We start from the raw sequence: 3,856 nt of genomic DNA on the forward strand, positions 1-3,856 counted from the left end.
CGCCCGGCTCGCCGTGCTCGGCGCCACCGACGAGGCCGCCATCGCCGCCGAACTCGCCCGCGACCCCAGCGCCTCCGGCCAGGAGGGCGCCGCCCGCTGCCGCGCCGCCCTGCCCGACGAGGACGCCAAGGCCCGCGCCTGGGACGCCATGTTCGGCTCCGACGACCTGTCCAACTACCTGTTCACCGCCACCGCCCAGGGCTTCTGGCAGCCCGAACAGGCCGATCTCGTACGGCCCTACGTGTCCCGCTACTTCAAGGCCGCCGTCGCCGTCGCCGCCCGCCGGGGCCCGGCCATCGCCGAGGCCGCCGGACGCTGGGCCTTCCCCGCCCACGCGGTCGACGCCGAGACCCTGAGGCTCGGCGAGAAGTGCCTGCGCAAGGCCGACCCGATCCCCGCCCTGCGCCGCAAGCTCGTCGACCAGCTCGACGACCTGGCCCGCGCCCTGCGCGTCCAGCAGAAGTAACCCGGCGCCCAAGAACACCCCTCGAAGGCGGACTTACCCCCTTCGAGGGGTGTTCACCGGGCTTTTCGGGCGACGCCGCCCACTCCCGTCCAAGCTGGACCCTCCCGCGCACCGCGCCCCGGAGGACAGTCCATGAGCACCCCGCCCCGCGACCTCGTCGGCGTCGGCATCGGCCCCTTCAACCTCTCCCTCGCCGCCCTCGCCCACCCCCTCCCCGGACTGAGCACCGCCTTCTACGACCGCAGCCCCCGCTTCACCTGGCACCCCGGTCTGCTCCTCGACGACGCCACCGTCCAGGTGCCCTTCCTCGCCGACCTCGTCACCCTCGCCGACCCCACCAGCCCCTGGACCTTCCTCAACCACCTCAGGGCCCGCGACCGCCTCTACCCGTTCTACTTCGCCGAGCACTTCCACATCCGCCGCACCGAGTACGACGCCTACTGCCGCTGGGTCGCCGACCGTCTCCCCGCGCTCCACTTCGGCCACCGCGTCGACACCGTCCGCTGGAGCCCCGAACGCGCCCTGTTCGAGGTCGGCCTCACCCGGCTCGACCCGGAGGGGCGGGCCGCCTCGGCGGACCGGGTCCACGCCCGCCACCTCGTCCTCGGCGTCGGCACCGAACCCCGGGTGCCCGAGCCGCTGCGGCCCCTCGCCGAGGCTCCCGGCGTCCCCGTGATCCACTCCGACGACTACCTCGCCCACCGCGACACCCTCCTCGCCGCCGGCCACATCACCGTCGTCGGCACCGGACAGTCGGGCGCGGAGGTCTTCCTCGACCTGCTCCGCCACCGGCCCGTCGGACGGGAACGCCTCCACTGGATCGGCCGCACCGGGGCGTTCGCCCCCATGGAGTACTCCAAACTCGGCCTGGAGCACTTCACCCCCGACCACACCCGCTACTTCCACGCCCTGCCCGAACCCGTCCGCGACCGGCTCGTCCCCGCCCAGTGGCAGCTCCACAAGGCCATCGACGCCGGCACCGTCGCCGCCATCCACGACGAGCTCTACCGGCGCACCCTCCACGGCGGCTGGCCCGACACCGTCCTCACCCCCGCCGTCCACGTCCGTACCGCCGGACGCCTCGGCCCCGGCCGCATCGAGCTCCACCTCGAGCACACCGTGCAGCGCACCCGCACCCGCCTCACCACCGACGCCGTCGTCCTCGCCACCGGCCACCGCCCACGCCCCCTCGACCACCTCCTCGCGCCCCTCGACCCCCACCTGCGCCGCGACCACGCCGGCCGGCTCCGCGTCGACGCGCACTTCCGCCTCGACCTGGACCCCTCGGTCACCGGCGGCGTGTACGTCCAGAACGCCGAACTCCACACCCACGGCGTCGGCGCCCCCGACCTCGGGCTCGCCGCCTGGCGCAGCGCCGTGATCCTCAACCACCTCACCGGCCGCCAGGCCTACCCCCAGCCCGCCCGCACCGCCTTCACCACCTTCGGCCTCCACCCCCGGACGGCGCAGGTCCCGCCCGCCCGGCGAGCCGTACGGCTCACCCCACCGGCGGACGGGACCTGACCGTCACCCGTACGGAGGGACGGGGATCAGAACACCGGCGTACCGTCCCGCGTCAGCCTCCAGTCCACCGACGCGAAGTCCTTCGGGTCCAGCACGCCCTTGGCCGTCACCCACTCCGCGATCCGGGTCCGGATCTCCGTCGACTCCGACCACAGCTCCTTCGCCGACGCCACGTGCGGGAACGCGCCACCGCCGTTCGCCCGGTAGTTGTTCACCGCGAACACGAACTGCGCCGCGTCGTCCAGCGGGGCGCCGCCGTGGGCCAGGTTCCTGATGCGCGAACCCGCCGGCTGCGCGATGTCGATGTCGTAGGTGAGCCCCGAGACGTAGTCGTAGTTGTAGTCCGGGCGGCCGTTCGCGTTCGTCAGCTTCTCCACGTCCACCGCCGCACCGGACGCGGTCCGCACGAAGTACTCCGCCGAGTACTCCAGGTACGCCCGCACCTGCGCGCCCGTCATCAGCTTCGCGACCAGCGTGTTGTCGTACACGTACAGGCTCGACAGGTCCCGGATCGTCACCTCGCCCGCCGGGATCTGGGAGGTCCGCGAGAACGGCGACGCCTGCGACAGCACCGGCAGCGACGCGTACTCGGTGCCCGCGAGGGCCGCCCTGACCACGTCCTCCTGCACCTTGCCGATCAGGTCGATGATCGGCGCGTCCTTGTAGCGGGCCTGCACCGTCGTCAGCGTCTCGGTCGCCGACCCCACCACCTGATTGACGTACTCCACGACCTGCGCGTGCTCGTCGCGCAGCAGCCGGGTGATCCTCGGGTCGTCCTTCACCGCCGCCGCGTCCCGCAGCGACGCCTTCACCGTCTCCACCCGCCAGCGGCCCCGCTCGAAGGCCAGCTCGAAGTCGAACAGCGTCAGCCGCTCCGCGTAGCACAGCGGCTCCGACAGCACGACCTCCCTGCCGGTCTCCTCGTTGGCGACCCGCAGCTCCGCGATCTCCTGGTGCGCGTGCCCCACCAGGATCGCGTCGATCCCCGGCACCTGCCGTGCCACGTTCGCCGCCGCGTTCTCCACGTACGGAAGCTGGTCACCGTACGACGACGTGCCCGAGGAACCCGAGTGCGCCGACACCACCACCACGTCCGCGCCCATCGACCGCAGCTTCGGCACCCACTTCGCCGCCTGCTCCTCGAGCCCCGGGAACGTCAGCCTGCCCTGTACGTAGGCCTTGTCCCAGATCGCGATACCGGGGTTGGTCAGCCCGAGGACCGCCACCTTCACCGGGGGAGCGCCCTTCACGTGGAACTTCTTGATGAAGTACGGCGGGAAGGCCGGCTTCAGCGTCTTCGCGTCCAGCGCGTTGGCGCCGAGCAGCGGGAAGTCGCACTGCTCCTCGAACTTCCGCAGCGTCTCGATGCCGTAGTTGAACTCGTGGTTGCCGAGCGCCACCGCGTCGTACCCGATGGCGTTCATCGCCTGCGCCATCGGGTGCACCGGACCGCCCTCGGCGGTGATCGGGTCGACCTTCGCGAAGTAGTACGTCAGCGGGGTGCCCTGGATGGTGTCGCCCGCGTCCAGCAGCAGCGTGTTGTGCCGGCCCTTCTCCTCGCGCACCTGGTCCACCAGCGTCGACACCCGTGCCAGGCCCTGCGCGTTGCCGGCCGCGTCCGTGTACTCGGCGTCCTTGAAGTAGTCCCAGTTGAAGACGTGGCCGTGCAGGTCGGTCGTGCCCATCACGGTCAGCGCGTACCGCTTCACCGGCTTCCTCCCCCGTCCCGCCCCGGCGGTCCCGGCCGCCTCGGCCGCGGGGGCCGCCGCCGTACCCGCCAGCGCCACCCCCGCCCCCGTCACGGCGGACCTCTTCAAGAACTTCCGGCGGTTCAACGGCATGTCAGGCTCTCCTCGGGCAACAACG

General features: G+C 72.3%; 3 protein-coding genes. 2 read left to right on the forward strand and 1 reads right to left on the reverse strand.

Annotated features, from left to right (window positions below):
* Both B7767_RS29560 and B7767_RS29565 read left to right on the forward strand, forming a co-directional pair.
* The coding region (locus tag B7767_RS29560; protein ID WP_179167341.1) for an ERAP1-like C-terminal domain-containing protein at positions 1-466 on the forward strand (466 nt) is incomplete at its 5' end.
* A 132-nt stretch (positions 467-598) separates the two neighbouring features.
* Positions 599-1,990, forward strand: a complete 1,392-nt coding sequence (locus B7767_RS29565; RefSeq protein WP_085574829.1) for a lysine N(6)-hydroxylase/L-ornithine N(5)-oxygenase family protein — start codon at positions 599-601, stop codon at positions 1,988-1,990.
* A gap of 26 nt (positions 1,991-2,016) precedes the next feature.
* Here the strand turns inward: B7767_RS29565 and B7767_RS29570 are convergent, their stop codons facing one another.
* Positions 2,017-3,831: a bifunctional UDP-sugar hydrolase/5'-nucleotidase gene (locus B7767_RS29570; protein WP_085574830.1), complete on the reverse strand. Its 1,815-nt coding sequence runs from the start codon at positions 3,829-3,831 to the stop codon at positions 2,017-2,019.
* Positions 3,832-3,856 lie beyond the last annotated feature (25 nt).

It is taken from the genome of Streptomyces sp. 13-12-16, from assembly GCF_002114215.1.
Lineage (GTDB): Bacteria > Actinomycetota > Actinomycetes > Streptomycetales > Streptomycetaceae > Streptomyces.